This window comes from Lysobacter rhizosphaerae (assembly GCF_054779795.1).
This window is the reverse complement of the sequence record NZ_BAAGXO010000011.1, coordinates 48,018-62,699: the sequence shown is the minus strand read 5'-3', so window position 1 is coordinate 62,699 and position 14,682 is coordinate 48,018. Positions and strand designations below refer to the sequence as shown.

Genomic DNA, 14,682 nt, shown 5'->3' with positions numbered 1-14,682 from the left:
GGCACGCCTACGGATTTCCGCGGAATTTCGGCCCACCGCCTTCCCGCCGCTATAATCCCGCGCCTATCGATGCGCCTGCGGGCGCACCATCCACTACAGGACCGGAGCCGGCGATGCTCAACGAGATCAAGAAAGACGCCCAGACCCGCATGGCCAAGAGCGTCGATGCGCTGCGCCACGACCTCGTGAAGGTACGCACGGGCCGCGCTTCGGCCGGACTGGTCGACTCGATCAAGGTGAACTACTACGGCTCCGAGATGCCGCTGAGCCAGGTCGCCAGCGTCGCCGTCTCCGACGCACGCTCGCTGACGATCACGCCGTGGGAAAAGCAGATGGTCAGCGCGGTCGAGAAGGCGATCCTGGCTTCGGACCTGGGCCTCACCCCCAATACCGCCGGCACCGTGATCCGCCTCAACCTGCCCGCCCTCACCGAAGAGCGCCGCAAGGAACTCTCCAAGCACGTGCACGGCGAGGGCGAGGATGCCAAGGTCGCCATCCGCAACATCCGCCGCGACGCCAACAGCCAGGTCAAGGAACTCCTGAAGGAAAAGAAGGTGACCGAGGACGAGGCGACGCGCACCGAAGGCGAGATCCAGAAGATCACCGACAGTGCGATCAAGGACGTCGACGACGTGGTGAAGGCGAAGGAACAGGAACTGATGGCGGTCTGACGGATCGCCGGAACTGGAACGGGGACGGCGCATCGACCAGAACCGTCCTGCCCACCTGCGATCACCCGTTCCCACCTGCCACGCCCAGCTTGATGAGCACGATTCCCCGCCATCTCGCCGTCATCATGGACGGCAACGGCCGCTGGGCGCAGCGACGCCGCCGGCCACGCATGATCGGCCACCGCGCCGGCGCGCGTACCGTCAACCTGTGCATCGATTTCTGTCTCGAAACCGGCATCGAGGCGCTCACCCTGTTCGCATTTTCCAGCGAGAACTGGGGACGTCCGGAAGACGAAGTCGGCGCATTGATGAAGCTGTTCCTGGGTGCGCTCGAGCGCGAGGTCGACGAACTCGACCGCCGCGGCGTGCGCATCCGCTTCATCGGCGAGCGCGAACGCTTCGCCGAAGCCATCCGTGCGCGCATGTCTGCCGCGGAAGTGCAGACCGCCGGCAACACACGCCTGCACCTGACCATCGCCGCCAGCTACGGCGGACGCTGGGACATCGCACAGGCCGCACGCTCCCTCGCCCGCGACGTCGCCGCCGGTCGCCTCGATCCCGAAGCGATCGACGAAACCCTGCTGGCCGCCCGGGTCGCCCTTGCCGACCTGCCCGCGCCCGACCTGTTCATCCGTACCGGCGGCGATACGCGGGTCAGCAACTTCCTGTTGTGGCAGCTGGCCTATACCGAGTTGTGGTTCACCGAAACGTTGTGGCCGGAGCTGGATGCCGCCACACTGCGACGCGCCCTGGACGACTATGCCAGCCGCGAGCGCCGATTCGGCCTCACCGGTGAGCAGGTCGCGGGCACGCAGCCACGAGAGAACAACGAATGACGAAAACCCGCCTGCTGGCTGCCCTGATCATGGCTCCGGTCGCGATCGCCGCGATCCTGCTTCTGTCGACGCCGTGGATCGTGGCGCTGGCGGCCGTGATTTTTCTCGCCGGCCTGTGGGAGTGGTTCGAACTCGCGGAGATCGAGGACACCCTCGCCCGCACCGTATTGCTGGTTGCGCACCTCGCGCTGATGGTGGCGATCGTGTGGGCGTCGCGATCGGTGGGAGGCTACAGCTACTTCCTGTTCAAGCTCGCAAGCGTGATCGGCGTGGTGTGGTGGTTCTTCGCGCTGCTGTGGCTGCGCAACTACAACTTCGCCAGCAACCACGAAACCTGGGCCCGCTTCTTCAAGCTGGCGGCGGGCGCACTGGCCGTGCTTCCTGCCTGGTGCGCGCTGGCGTGGCTCCATTCCGGCGAACCCAGGAGTCCCGGCAGCGGCAACAATGGCCACATCTGGTTGTTCACCGCGCTGGCGATCGTGTGGGCCGCCGACAGCGCCGCGTATTTCGCTGGCCGCCACTACGGCGGCACGCTGTTCAAGGACCGCAAGCTGGCGCCACGGGTGAGCCCGAACAAGACCTATGAGGGCCTGATCGGTGGCATGGTGGGCGGCGTGCTGGTCGGGGTCTGCGGATCGCTGCTGGCCGGCGCGACAGGCGCGCAGCTGCCGCTGGTCGCCCTGGTCGCGCTGGTGGCCGTGCTCGCCTCGGTCATCGGCGACCTGTACGAGAGCCTGCTCAAGCGCCATGCGGGCGTGAAGGATTCGGGCCACCTGATTCCTGGCCATGGTGGCATCCTCGACCGCATCGACGGCGTGCTCGCCGCCCTGCCCGTGTTCGCGGTGGGCAAGGCGATGTTTGGCTTCTGAAGCCGTGCCGAACGCGCGTTCGGCATGGCGGTGATCTGATCCGATGTCCCAGCTTCCTGCCCGCAACATCGCCGTGTTCGGCGCCACCGGTTCGATCGGGGCGTCGGCGCTGGATGTGATCGCGCGCCACCCCGATCGCCTGCGCGCCACGGTGCTCGCCGCCGGCAGCAAGGTCGATGCGCTGCTGGCGCTGTGCCGCACGCATCGTCCGCTGCACGCGGTCATTGCCGATGCCACGCAGTTCGACGCCCTGCGCACCGGACTTCGCGAAGCCGGGCTCGACACGCAGCCGCACGCGGGCGAACAAGCCCTCGAGGACCTCGCCGCCAGCGCGCATTGCGACACCGTGGTCGCGGCGATTGTCGGGGCCGCGGGCCTGCCTTCGACCCTGGCCGCGGCGAAGGCAGGCAAGCGCCTCCTGCTCGCCAACAAGGAATCGCTGGTACTCGCGGGCGAACTGCTGATGCAGGCCGCCCACGACAGCGGCGCCGTGATCGTGCCGATCGACAGCGAGCACAACGCGATCTTCCAGTGCCTTCCCGACGCCCATGCACATGCCGGCCTCAAGCGCATCGTGCTCACCGCGTCGGGCGGGCCGTTCCGCGGCCGCCATCGCGCGGAACTGGGCAACGTCACCCCCGAACAGGCCATCGCACATCCCAAATGGTCGATGGGCCCGAAGATTTCCGTCGACTCGGCCACGCTGATGAACAAGGGACTCGAGGTCATCGAGGCGCACCACCTGTTCGGCGCGCCGCGCGAGTCCATCGACGTGCTCGTGCATCCACAGAGCCTGGTGCATTCCCTGGTCGAGTTCGTCGATGGCTCGACGCTCGCGCAGCTCGGATTGCCCGACATGCGCACCGCCCTGGCCGTTGGTTTCGCCTGGCCGCAGCGCATCGCCTCCGGCGTGCAGGGCCTGGACCTGCTGCAGCATGGCCGCCTCGATTTCGAAGCGCCCGACCTCGATGCCTTCCCCTGCCTGCGGCTTGCGTTCGAAGCGCTGCAGGCCGGGGGAACCGCGCCCGCGATGCTCAACGCCGCCAACGAAGTTGCCGTTTCAGCCTTTCTTCAGCGGCGGATCGCTTTCCTGTCCATTCCCGCACTGGTGGAAGCTACCCTCGATGCATTGCCCGCCACCGCCGCCAACTCGCTGGACGTCCTGCGCGAAGCCGACGCGGCCGCACGCCGCCATGCCAGCGCGGCGGTAGCCTGATGCACGCGCGTTCCACCGCCACGCGAGGTACCGATGATGAGTGAGGTCATTGGCTCGATCTGGTGGCTGCTGGTAAGCCTGGGCGTGCTCGTCACCTTCCACGAATTCGGCCACTACTGGGTCGCGCGCCGCTGCGGCGTCAAGGTGCTGCGCTTCTCGGTCGGCTTCGGCAAGCCGCTGTGGCTGCACCGCGGCAAGGACGGCACGGAATACGTGATCGCGGCGATCCCGTTGGGCGGCTACGTCAAGATGCTCGGCGAACACGACCCGGATACGCCGGTTCCCGCCGACCAGCTGGCGCAGTCGCACGATCGCCAGCCGGTGTGGAAGCGGATGGCCATCTCCCTCGCCGGCCCGGCGGCGAACCTGGCCCTGTGCGTGTTGCTGCTGTGGGGCATGTTCGTTCTCGGCCGCCCGGATTTCGCGCCGGTGGTGGGCGAGGCCGAAGGCATGGCCGCCGCCGCGGGCCTGCATCGGGGCGACGAAATACTGAGCGTGGACGGGCGCGCCACGCCCACCTGGAGCGAGGTCAGCATGGGCCTGCTTGCCGCCGCGCTGGACCGCAAGGACACCACGGTCCGTGTGCGCGAGCCCGGCGGCACCGAGGCCGAGCGCATGTTCCGGCTCTCACGCCTCCCCCGTGGCTTCGACGAAACCCGCGCGTTGCAGCAATTGGGGTTGCGCGGCCGGCACGAAGCCGTCGCGCCTGTGATCGGCACCGTGCTTCCAGGCAGGCCCGCCTGGGGCGTGCTGGCCGAGGGCGACCGCATCACCGCCATCGACGGCGAGCCGATGCTCTCGTACCAGGACATCGTCCGGATGGCGAAGCGGCTGGGCGAGGAGAAGCGCGAAGCGATGGTGGAAGTGCAGCGCGGCGAGGACCGCCTGGCCTTGCCGCTGCAGCCGGACCTGGCCCGGACCGGGGATGGCAAGCCGCAGTGGGGCTTCGGCGTGGAGTTGGTGGCATCCGAGCCAAAGAAGGACGCGGTCCTGCGCTACGGCCCGGTCGCCGCGATCCCGGCGGCATTCTCGGAAACCGCCCACCAGACCCACGAACTGTTCGCGACCTTCACCCGGGCCTTCCGGGGCACGGTTTCCGCCCGCAATACCGTCGCGGGCCCGATCACCATCGCGCGGGCCAGCAACTACTTCGCGCAACAGGGGCCCGCGCACTTCCTGATGTTGCTTGCCCTGCTTTCGCTCAGTCTGGGCATCCTGAACCTGCTGCCGATCCCAATCTTGGACGGCGGTCACCTGCTGTATTACCTTATCGAGCTGGTCAAGGGCAGCCCGGTCAGTGAGCGGGTGATGGCCGCCGGCAATTTTGTCGGCCTGGCCTTGATCGCCGGCCTCATGGGCCTGGCGTTCTACAACGACATCGTGAACAACCTGGTGCGGTGATGCTGACGGCGGTGAAGGAAACCGCAGAGGGATCTACCCGGCCGGGAACCAGTTCAGGAAGGACTTGTCCGACCAACGATTCGATGACCAACGCTTCTACCGCGATGCCCATCCAGGGCACCCGCACCCCCAACCGGATTTGATGATGACGCGACTTCCCAATCGCCGCCTGCTTGCCCTTGCCCTCACTGCAGCGATGGCGCCGGCACTGCCCGCGCTGGCACAGTCGGCCGATCCGTTCGCGCCAGCCGAAGCACCCGCGGCGAATTCGCCGCTGGCTTCCGCCGGCGCGTTCACAGTCAGCGACATCCGCGTCGACGGCCTGCAGCGCATCTCGGCGGGTACCGTCTTCACCTACCTCCCGATCGAGCGTGGCGACACGGTCGACTCGACCAAGGCCGCCACCGCCATCCGCGCGCTGTACAAGACCGGCTTCTTCGACGACGTCCAGCTCGATCGCCAGGGCAACATCCTGGTCGTCACCGTGCAGGAACGCCCGGCGATCAACAAGCTCACCGTCACCGGCAACAAGGACATCAAGACCGAGGACCTGATGAAGGGTCTGAAGGAAAACGGGATGGCTGAAGGCGACACCTTCAACCGCCTGGTGCTGGACAAGATGAGCCAGGAGCTCACCCGCCAGTACCAGAACCGCGGCAAGTACAACGTCGAGATCACTCCTGCGGTGTCGCGCCTGGACCGCAACCGCGTCGATGTCACCATCACGGTGAAGGAAGGCAAGGCCGCGCGCATCCAGCACATCAACCTGGTGGGCAACGAGAAGTTCGCCGACAAGGACATCCTGGACTCGTGGGAGTCCGGCGAGCACAACTGGCTGAGCTGGTACCGCCGCGACGACCAGTATTCGCGCGAAAAGCTCTCGGGCGACCTGGAAAAGCTCAACAACTACTACCTCGACCGCGGCTACATCGATTTCAACATCGATTCCACGCAGGTCTCGATCAGCCCCGACCGTCGCGACATGTTCCTCACCGCCGGCGTGAGCGAGGGCGACCAGTACAAGGTGTCCTCGGTCCAGCTGACCGGCGACACCGTGTTGCCGAAGGAAGAGTTGCAGACGATGGTGCTGGTCCACGAAGGCCAGATCTTCTCGCGTCGCCTGCTGGAACTGACTTCCGACTCCATCGTCGCCACCCTGGGCAACGTCGGTTACGCCTTCGCCCAGGTCAACCCGGTGCCGGACGTCGACCGCGAGGCCAAGACCGTGGGCATCAGCCTCCAGGTCGTGCCGGGCCCGCGCGTCAACGTGCGCAGCGTCGTGTTCAAGGGCAATACGCGCACCAGCGACGAGGTCATGCGCCGCGAGATGCGCCAGTTCGAGGGCAGCTGGTACTCGCAGGCCGCCATCGACCGTTCCAAGATCCGCCTGCAGGGCCTGGGCTACTTCGAGACCGTTGATATCGAGAGCAAGCCGGTAGAGGGCACCAACGACAAGGTCGACGTCGTCGTCAACGTCAAGGAAACCTCGTCGGGCAGCTTCGTCTTCGGCGTGGGTTACTCGCAGCTCAGCGGCCTGAGCACGCAGATCCAGCTGTCGCAGGAAAACTTCCTCGGCACCGGCAACCGCGTGTCGGTACAGGCCCAGCGCAGCTCCTACCAGTCGCGCTACGACTTCTCGTTCCTCAACCCGTACTTCCTCGATAACGGAATGACGCTGGGCTACAACGTGTGGTGGCGCTCGCTCGATTACTCCGACTTCGGCACCGCGCAGTACAACAGCGACAGCGGCGCCGGCCAGGTGGTACTGGGCTTCCCGATCAGCGAGACCGATACGGTTTCCGGCCTGTTCGGCATCGACACGAACAAGATCAACATCACGAACAGCACGCCGGCACCGATTGTCGATTACCTCAACGCACTCGACGCCGAAACGTTCCACGCCTGGCGCGGGGAACTGGGCTGGTCGCGCAATTCGCTGGACAACCTGCTGACGCCCTCGCGCGGCATGCAGCAGCGCATCTGGCTGGAAGCCACGCTACCGGGCTCGACCGTCGAGTACTACAAGCTCCAGTACAACATTTCGAAGTTCTGGCCGCTGTCGCGCCACCTCGTGCTCAACACCCGTGCCGAGCTCGGCTACGGCGACAGCTACGGTGACGCCACCACGCGCAACCTCTGCTTCACGGCGGGCAGCTTCCAGGACACCGACGGTGACGGCAAGACCGACACCTTCGTGCCGGGCCCGGATCCGAGCGAACCCTGCCTGACCTCGTCGCCCGACTACGACAAGACGGTCACCGCCGACGGCCTGCCCTTCTTCGAGAACTTCTACGCCGGTGGCGTACGTTCGGTGCGCGGCTTCCGCGACAACACCCTGGGCCCGCGCGAGTCGCCGCGCGGGAACACCACCTACCTGCAGCCGGTCGGTGGCGCGGTGAAGACCACCGGCGCGCTGGAAATGTATTTCCCGACCCTGCTCGACACGCCCGCGGCCCGCGCCTCGGCGTTCGTCGACTTCGGCAACGTCTTCAAGGACGTCGACAGCTGGGATGCGGGCGAACTGCGCGCTTCCACGGGCTTGGCGCTGATGTGGCGCTCGCCGATGGGGCCGATCTCGATCAGCTATGCCTTCCCGCTGCGCAAGGAAGACAACGACGAAATCGAGCGCCTGCAGTTCACCTTCGGCGGCACGTTCTGACCTGACGCGCGCCGACGTGGGCCAGCCTTCCTACAGCGCGGCCGAACTGGCCGAGCGTTTCGGCCTCGAACTGCAGGGTGATGGCGCCGTGCGCGTGCACGGCGTCGGCACGCTGGCCCGCGCGCAGGCCGGGCAGCTCGCCTTCCTGGCCAACAGCAAGTACCGCAGCCAGCTGGCCGAATCGCAGGCAAGCGTGATCACGATGCGCGCGGAAGATGCGACCGGCCACACGGGCACGGTGCTGGTCGCGCGCGATCCGTACGCTGCCTTCGCCCGGATGTCGGCGCTGTTCGAACCCAGGCCGCTGCGTCCCGCGGGTATCCACGCATCCGCCGACATCGCCGCAGACGCGCATGTCGACCCCAGCGCCCATGTGGGCGCGTTCGTCAGCATCGGTCCGCGCAGCCGCGTGGAAGCGGGGGCCGTGATTGGTCCCGGCTGCGTGATCGGCGATGACTGCGTGGTCGGCGCCGGCAGCGAACTCGTCGCGCGCGTCACCCTGGTCACGCGCGTGCGCCTGGGCCAGCGCGTGACCGTGCATGCCGGCGCGGTGCTCGGCGCCGCAGGCTTCGGCTTGGCAATGGAAGGCGGCAAGTGGTTGAACGTGCCGCAACTGGGTGGCGTGCTCATCGGCGACGATTGCGAGATCGGGGCCAACACCACGATCGATCGCGGCGCGATCGACGACACCGTGCTCGAGGAAGACGTGCGCCTCGACAACCAGATCCAGATCGGCCACAACGCCTTCATCGGCGCGCATACCGCAATGGCGGGCTGCGCGGCCGTGGCCGGAAGCGCCAGGATCGGGCGCTACTGCCTCATCGGCGGTGGCGCGGGCGTGCTGGGCCACCTCGAAGTCTGCGACAAGGTCATGGTCACGGCGATGAGCCTGGTGACCCACTCCATCCGCGAGCCCGGTGAATACTCCTCCGGCACCCCGTTGATGGACAATCGCAGCTGGCGCAGGAACGCCGCGCGCTTCAAGCAGCTGGATGCCCTTGCCCGCCGCATCGGGCGGGGACAAGCCGGGAAGGCCCCGGAAGACCCGGACGATCAATCGCGCTAATCTGCGCGCCATACGGACGCGCATGTGACGCCGAAGCGGGATAATTACAGATTCGCTTCGCGCCTTCCGTGCGCCAGGAAAAGATGATGACCCAGCCCGTGCAACTCCCGGTCGACGTGACCACCATCCAGAAGCTGCTGCCGCACCGCTATCCCTTCCTGCTGGTGGATCGCGTGGTGGAGCTGGAGCCCCACAAGCGCGTGCTGGCGTACAAGAACGTCACCTGCAACGAGCCCTTCTTCAATGGCCATTTCCCCGGCCATCCGGTGATGCCGGGCGTGCTGGTCATCGAGGCGCTGGCGCAGGCCGGCGGCCTGCTCACCCAGCTGTCGGGCGGTGAGCGCAAGGGCGATCTGTTCTACCTGGTCAAGGTGGACAACGCCCGTTTCGCCAGGATGGTAGTGCCCGGCGACAGGCTCGAACTCGACGTCACGCTCAAGCGCACCATCCGCAACATGGCGTTGTACGTCGGCGTCGCCCGGGTCGATGGCGAGGTAGCCGCCAGCGCCGAGATCCTCTGCGCCGAGGTCAAGAACGAGGCATGACCGCGACGACTCCGCCCGTGGTCCATCCCACCGCCGTCGTCGAAGCCGGCGTGAAACTTGGCGCGGGCGTGCGCGTCGGTCCGCTCTGCTACATCGGCGAAGGCGTCGAAGTCGGCGACAACACCAGCTTCGGCCCGCATTGCAGCGTGCTGGGTCCGACCAGGATCGGCCGCGACAACCGCTTCATGGGCCACTGCGCGATCGGCGGCGAACCGCAGGACAAGAAATACGCGGGCGAACGCGTCGAACTGTCCATCGGCGACCGCAACGTGTTCCGCGAGTTCTGCACCGTCAACCGCGGCACCAGCGGCGGTGGCAACACCACCAGCATCGGCAACGACAACTGGTTCCTCGCCTATACGCACGTCGCGCACGACTGCCACGTCGGCAACCACTGCGTGTTTTCCAACAACGCCACGCTGGCCGGCCATGTAACCGTGGGCGACCACGTCATCCTCAGCGGCTTCGCCGGCATCCACCAGTTCTGCCGCATCGGCGCGCATGCGTTCATCGGCATGGGCGCGTTCGTCAACGGCGACGTGCCGCCCTACCTGATGGTCGCCCAGGAGGGCTATGGGAAGCCGCGGGGCATCAACAGCGAAGGGCTCAAGCGCCGCGGCTTCGACAGCGATCGCATCGGTGCGATCAAGCGCGCCTACCGGGCGTTGTACATGTCTGGCAGCACGCTCGACGAAGCGCGCGCCAGGCTGGCGGAGATCGCCCGCGACAGCGCCGACGTGCGAGCGTTCCTGGACTTCATCGAAAGCGGCGAGCGGCCGCTGCTGCGGTAGGGACTACTGATGCGGATCGCCCTCGTCGCAGGCGAAGCCTCCGGCGACCTCCTCGGCGCCGGCCTGATCGCCGAACTGCGCAAGCGCTACCCCGATGCGCAATTCGCGGGCATCGGTGGCGATGCCATGCGGGCTGCGCGCATGGACACCTGGTTCGATGCCTCCGAACTCGCGGTGATGGGGCTGTCCGAAGTGCTCAGGCACCTGCCTCGCCTGCTGCGCGTTCGTCGCGCGCTGCGCGAACGCGTGCTGGCGTGGAAGCCGGATGTGTTCATCGGCATCGACGCCCCGGATTTCAACCTCGGCGTGGAGAAGTGGCTGAAGAAGCGCGGCATCCGCACCGTGCACTACGTCAGTCCCTCGGTCTGGGCATGGCGCGAGGGCCGCGCGGCGAAGATCGGCCAATCGGCCTCGCGCGTGCTGTGCCTGTTCCCGATGGAACCGCCGATCTATGCGAAGCATCGCGTCGATGCACGCTTCGTCGGCCACCCGCTCGCGGACGAAATGCCCCTCGATCCCGATCGCGCCGCGACGCGCGAGCAACTGGGCATCGATCCCGACCGCCCTGTGCTCGCATTGCTGCCGGGGTCGCGGGTAGGTGAAATCGAGCGGTTGGCGCCGACCTTCCTCGCCGCGGCAGCCCGCGTACTGGAGCAAGTGCCGGACCTGCAGGTGGTGGTGCCGATCGCGAACTCGCCTACGAACCTCGCCTTCCGCAAACTGCTCGGCGCGCATCGCGACTACGAAAGGCTGCGGTCATCGATGCGCATCCTGGTCGGCAACGCGCGCCGCCTGATGATCGCCAGCGACGTGGTGCTGCTGGCTTCGGGCACCGCCACGCTGGAGGCGATGCTGGCCAAGCGGCCCATGGTGGTCGCCTACAAGGTGGCGCCGGTCACCTATGCCCTGGTGAAGGGCCTGGGGATGCTGAAGGTCAGGAACTACTCGCTGCCCAACGTGCTCGCCGGAGAGCGCATCGTTCCCGAACTCATGCAGCGCGACTGCACGCCGGAGAAGCTGGCGGAGGCGACGTTGGCGATGCTGCGCGATACCGAAGCGACGGCGCGGATCCAGCCCCGCTTCCGCGAGCTGCACCTGCAGTTGCGCCAGGACGCCTCCGCGCGCGCAGCCGACGCGATTGCGGAACTGCTGCCGGCACGCCCGGCCAAGCTTGCGTGAATGTGCACCGACCGCGCACGCTCGGCGCGACGCCCCGGTAAGCCACGATGCTGATCGACCCGCCTGCCTCGCCGATCGAATCTTCACCGCTCGCGCCGCGCACCCCGCGCATCGCCGGCATCGATGAAGCCGGACGCGGTCCGCTGGCGGGGCCGGTGGTGGTCGCCGCGGTGGTATTCGCGCCCGGGCGCACACCGGTCAACGGGCTGGACGATTCCAAGCAACTCGATCCCGAACGCCGCGAAGTGCTGTTCGAACGCATCGTGCAGCGCGCCCTGGCCTACCGCATCGAATTCATCGAGGTCGAGGAAATCGACCGCATCAACATCCTGCAGGCCACGCTCACGGGCATGCGCCGTGCCCTCGAAGGCGTGGCGCATGCCGCGGATGCCGCCCGCATCGACGGCAACATCGTGCCGCCCGGCCTGTGCCGCCCGGGCGAGGCCTGGATCGGTGGCGACGCGCGCGACCGCGCGATCATGGCGGCTTCGATCCTCGCCAAGGTGTCGCGCGACCGCTACATGCGCGAGTTGCACCAGCAATGGCCGCAGTACGGTTTCGCCGAGCACAAGGGCTACTCCACGCCCGCCCATCTGGCCGCGCTGAAGGCGCACGGGCCATGCCCGCACCACCGGCGCAGCTTCATGCCGGTCAGGCTCGCTCAGGCGGATCTGTTCGCTGCGGAAGCGCCCTGACGATACGGGCCTCGAACAAGGGCACGGCAGCGGGCTGCCCTTGTCCGAGTTGGCTCGCTGCCTATTGGTTCTGGGATTTCGGCCCGATGATCACGTCCGGATCCACTTCCTGGTCGCCGACCTTGATGCCGTAGGAGTACCTGCCGTTGATCGCGCCGGCCATGACTTTCAGTTCGTGTTTGTCGCCCGCCTTGACCGACTTCTTCAAGACCCGCTCGTTCGCCCAAAGGAGCTTGAGGATGATCTCGAACGGCTCCGCGCTGGTCCAGACGATCGTTCCGCTGGGGCTGACCCAGGCGCTGTCGGGCTTCGCGCTTGGCTTGCCGGTCGCTGCATCCACTTGAATCGCGATCGACGTTTCGGACGGGGGCGTATTCTTCATTTTTGTTCTCCTATTCATGCCCGTCCGCTGGGCCAGGGGGTCAGCGGTCTTTCCCAACCGTCTGCTGTCGTGGCGTTATGCCGGCCAACAAGGGTTTGAGCAGCGGCGAAGCTTGCAACCGCTGCGTATTGATCCCGCCGTCGCAGGCGCGCTGCGCCCACGTGCGGGCACCATCCGGATCGCCTAGCAGCGCAAGCGATTGCGCAGCCCAGAACGCGACCTCCCCCTCTTCCACATTTAACGCATTCGCCCGCTCGATCAGCCTGCGCGCCTCCGGTTCCTGGCCGAGGTTCGCGCGGTACCAAGCGAGCACGGCGATGGCATGCGCATCGCTGGGCTTGATGTCGATGTACTCCTGCGCCATGCGCGCGGCGCGTTCATAGGCTGCGCGCGCCTGCGAGGCGGTGGCCGGCACCGCGGACAACGCGTCGCCGAGGTTGCCCCAGGTCCGATAGTCGCTGTTGTCCATCTGGGATGCGCGCCGGTATAAGTCGGCGGCTTCGGCATAGTGGCCCTGTTCGTAGCGCAGGGAACCCAGGTTGGTCAGCGCCGCGTAGTTCGGCTTGATCTTCAACGACCGGGTGTAGGCATCGGCGGCGCGGGCAGCATCTCCGCTGACCATGTAGAGGCCGCCCAGGCTGGCCCAGACGTCCTCGTCGTCGGGAGCGAGCGTGGCCGCCGTCGCGAATCCCGCAATCGCCTTGGGCATGTTGCCCTGCACGTAGTGCTCGAAGCCGAGCGCGCGATAGGTATTCGGGTCGCCCGGACGCAACTGGCGGGCGCGCTCGAAGTAGTCGAGGGCGACGTCGTTGTTGCCCTGCGCCGATTCCGCGCGCGCGAGCCCGACGTAGGCGTCGGGCCGCAAGGCGAGCGCGTCCAGGGCCTTGCCGTATTGCTCCACCGCCTGCGCGTTGTCGCCGCGCGCGCGGTAGAGGTCGCCCAATGCCAGGCTCACCTCGCGCAGGCTGGGGTCCATCGTGGCCGCCCGCTGGCAGGCGGCCTGTGCGCGCTCGAACGCGGCGGCGTCATGCGCGCCTTCGAACTCGATGATTTCCGCGCGGCAGATGCCGGCCTGCGCGCGGGCGAAGCTGGGATCGGCCGCCAAGGCCTCGCTGAAGAAACCGATCGCTCGGGTACCGCCCTTGCCGTCGCTGTCGTCGCGGTGTTCCAGCTGCTGCACGCCGTGCAGGTAGGCGTCGTAGGCGGCGACATTGCGCGTCGGTGCGAGCCGTTGCGTCAACGCCTGCGTGTCGCGCTCCCGCGGCAGCACCCCCAGCAACGATTTCACTACGTCACCGGCCAGTTGGCTCTGCAGGGCGAACACGCCGTTGAGCTGCCTGTCATAGCTGCCCGACCACAGCGTGTAGCCCGTACGGGTGTCCGTAAGCCGCGCATTCACCCGTACCTGCCGGCCCTCGCGGCGCACGTCCGCATCGAGCACGGTCGCCACGCCCAGCAGCTTGCCGAGCTTGCGGGCATCGGCGCCGCGCATGCCGCAGGCGCTGCGCGCCCGGCATGCGGCCACCTTGAGCCCCGGTACGCCGGCGAGCGCGCTGTGCAGTTCCACCGCCAGGCCTTCGGCAAAGTAGCTGTCGTCCTGGTTCTGACTGAGGCTGGTGAAAGGCAGGACGGCGATCGACGCCTCGCTCGGGAGCGCGGGCGCACGCGGCGATACGCGATAGAGAATCCAGCCGCCCGAACCGGCAAGCAGCAGCGCGGCAAGCAGCCATGCGCGACGCCAGCGCCTGCGTGCCGGAGCGCGAACGGGCTTGGGCAGGGCCGCCGTCGCCGTTGCCGTCGCTGCGGAGATATCCACCGTCGCCGCCCGGTGGGTGTCACCCGCCATCCCGTCCTCGCGGGCTCGCGCCGGTTCGGTTTCTGCTGCGGGTGCGACCGTGGCGTGCGCGGGCGGTCCATCCGCCTCGGGCCAGGACCTGAGCTCACCAATGAAGCGGTATCCCAGGCCGTGCTGGGTCTGGATGTACTGGGGATGGTGGGAGTCGTCGTCGAGCACATGCCGCAGTTGCGCGATCGCCCGCGTGAGCACGCCGGGCGTGACGTGGCGGTGTCCCCACACCGCGTCCAGCAGCTCGTCGTGCCTGACCAGTTCACCGGCGTGGCGGAGAAGGTGCAGCAGTACCGCGAGGGCCTTGGGCTCGAGCGCCTGCAACTCGCCGTCGCGCGTCAGCGTGTATGCCGCGGCATCCACCAGGAACGGGCCGAAACGGTAGCCGTCGCCCCCGTTTTTGGCGCCTGCCGCATGCCCTCCTGCATCCATCAGCAAAACCTCATGAATGCCTCGGCAACCTCGCCGAAGCTTGCGACACGGGTCTTACGAGCGTCATGACCGGTTTGCAGCACAGACGGATGCT

At 67.3% G+C, this 14,682-nt stretch carries 13 protein-coding genes; 11 read left to right on the top strand and 2 right to left on the bottom strand.

Translation table 11 applies throughout. The annotated features are described in order from the left end of the window. The first annotated feature begins 113 nt into the window (after nucleotides 1-113). The 11 genes from frr to ACYVGE_RS15105 all read left to right on the top strand — a co-directional run bounded on the left by frr (nucleotide 114) and on the right by ACYVGE_RS15105 (nucleotide 11,928). Entirely contained in the window at nucleotides 114-671 is a 558-nt protein-coding gene (gene frr / locus ACYVGE_RS15155; RefSeq protein WP_310053421.1) for a ribosome recycling factor, read from the top strand. A 92-nt stretch (nucleotides 672-763) separates the two neighbouring features. Continuing rightward, nucleotides 764-1,507: a polyprenyl diphosphate synthase gene (gene uppS / locus ACYVGE_RS15150; protein WP_460730931.1), complete on the top strand. Its 744-nt coding sequence runs from the start codon at nucleotides 764-766 to the stop codon at nucleotides 1,505-1,507. Beyond that, nucleotides 1,504-2,376: a phosphatidate cytidylyltransferase gene (locus tag ACYVGE_RS15145; protein WP_460730930.1), complete on the top strand. Its 873-nt coding sequence runs from the start codon at nucleotides 1,504-1,506 to the stop codon at nucleotides 2,374-2,376. Before uppS ends, ACYVGE_RS15145 begins: the two co-directional genes overlap by 4 nt. 43 nt (nucleotides 2,377-2,419) lie before the next feature. Next, a complete protein-coding gene (locus ACYVGE_RS15140) occupies nucleotides 2,420-3,592 on the top strand; it encodes a 1-deoxy-D-xylulose-5-phosphate reductoisomerase (protein ID WP_460730929.1) in 1,173 nt (390 codons plus the stop codon). 36 nt (nucleotides 3,593-3,628) lie between these two features. Beyond that, nucleotides 3,629-4,993 (top strand): RIP metalloprotease RseP, encoded by a 1,365-nt coding sequence (gene rseP, locus ACYVGE_RS15135; RefSeq protein ID WP_460730928.1) that lies wholly within the window; start codon nucleotides 3,629-3,631, stop codon nucleotides 4,991-4,993. A gap of 145 nt (nucleotides 4,994-5,138) precedes the next feature. Next, nucleotides 5,139-7,652 (top strand): outer membrane protein assembly factor BamA, encoded by a 2,514-nt coding sequence (bamA, locus tag ACYVGE_RS15130; protein ID WP_460730927.1) that lies wholly within the window; start codon nucleotides 5,139-5,141, stop codon nucleotides 7,650-7,652. Nucleotides 7,653-7,668: 16 nt separating this feature from the next. Beyond that, nucleotides 7,669-8,718 (top strand): UDP-3-O-(3-hydroxymyristoyl)glucosamine N-acyltransferase, encoded by a 1,050-nt coding sequence (gene lpxD / locus ACYVGE_RS15125; protein WP_460730926.1) that lies wholly within the window; start codon nucleotides 7,669-7,671, stop codon nucleotides 8,716-8,718. An 86-nt stretch (nucleotides 8,719-8,804) separates the two neighbouring features. Next, nucleotides 8,805-9,263, top strand: a complete 459-nt coding sequence (gene fabZ, locus ACYVGE_RS15120) for a 3-hydroxyacyl-ACP dehydratase FabZ (RefSeq protein WP_460730925.1) — start codon at nucleotides 8,805-8,807, stop codon at nucleotides 9,261-9,263. Further along, nucleotides 9,260-10,054 (top strand): acyl-ACP--UDP-N-acetylglucosamine O-acyltransferase, encoded by a 795-nt coding sequence (lpxA, locus tag ACYVGE_RS15115; RefSeq protein ID WP_460730924.1) that lies wholly within the window; start codon nucleotides 9,260-9,262, stop codon nucleotides 10,052-10,054. Before fabZ ends, lpxA begins: the two co-directional genes overlap by 4 nt. 9 nt (nucleotides 10,055-10,063) lie before the next feature. Further along, nucleotides 10,064-11,233, top strand: coding sequence for a lipid-A-disaccharide synthase (gene lpxB, locus ACYVGE_RS15110; protein WP_460730923.1), 1,170 nt, complete (start codon nucleotides 10,064-10,066; stop codon nucleotides 11,231-11,233). Between the two features lie 47 nt (nucleotides 11,234-11,280). After that, nucleotides 11,281-11,928 (top strand): ribonuclease HII, encoded by a 648-nt coding sequence (locus ACYVGE_RS15105; protein ID WP_460730922.1) that lies wholly within the window; start codon nucleotides 11,281-11,283, stop codon nucleotides 11,926-11,928. Nucleotides 11,929-11,989: 61 nt separating this feature from the next. Here the strand turns inward: ACYVGE_RS15105 and ACYVGE_RS15100 are convergent, their stop codons facing one another. After that, nucleotides 11,990-12,310 carry a hypothetical protein gene (locus ACYVGE_RS15100; protein ID WP_460730921.1) on the bottom strand — a complete coding sequence of 107 codons (321 nt, stop codon included), beginning with the start codon at nucleotides 12,308-12,310 and terminating at the stop codon, nucleotides 11,990-11,992. 40 nt (nucleotides 12,311-12,350) lie between these two features. After that, the gene (locus ACYVGE_RS15095; protein ID WP_460730920.1) at nucleotides 12,351-14,588 is read right to left on the bottom strand and encodes a winged helix-turn-helix domain-containing protein; all 2,238 of its coding nucleotides are present in this window, start codon (nucleotides 14,586-14,588) and stop codon (nucleotides 12,351-12,353) included. Nucleotides 14,589-14,682 lie beyond the last annotated feature (94 nt).